We start from the raw sequence: 420 nt of genomic DNA, 5'->3' as shown, positions 1-420 counted from the left end.
GGCCGCCTTGGCGAGCTGGGCGGCCGCCTCCTCCGCCGCGGCCGTGTCGGCCTTCTCGGCCGCCTCCGCGACCAGCCGCTCCGCCTCGGCGCGGGCGTCGACGAGCGCCTGCTCGGCCTCTTCCTTCAGCGTCTCGGTGCTCTTGGTCGCCTCGCCGACCAGCCGGGCGATCTCCGACTTGGCCGTACGGGTGCGCTGCTCGTTCTGCGACTCGGCGGCGGCGAGCTGCTTGGCTGCCGTCTCCTTCGCCTCGGAGAGGAGCTTCTCCGCCTCCAGACGGGCCTCGCGCAGCCGGGTCTCGGCCTCCGACAGCCGCTGCTCGGCGGTGCGGTTCAGCTCGGCGGTCTGCTGGCGGGCCTGGTCGGTCTCCGCCGTCGTGGTGGAGCGCAGCCGCTCCGCGTGGCTGGTGGCCTCCTGCGC

The 420-nt window shown here is 75.2% G+C and carries 1 pseudogene; it reads right to left on the bottom strand.

Going from position 1 to position 420, the window contains the following annotated elements:
* A pseudogene (locus IF78_RS44715) lies at positions 1-420 on the bottom strand (polarized growth protein Scy); the annotation flags it as partial.

Source organism: Streptomyces bicolor (genome assembly GCF_000719285.1).
Classification (GTDB): Bacteria; Actinomycetota; Actinomycetes; order Streptomycetales; family Streptomycetaceae; genus Streptomyces; species Streptomyces bicolor.
The sequence above is the reverse complement of the archived record's forward strand: the minus strand, read 5'-3'. Positions and strand labels throughout refer to the sequence as shown.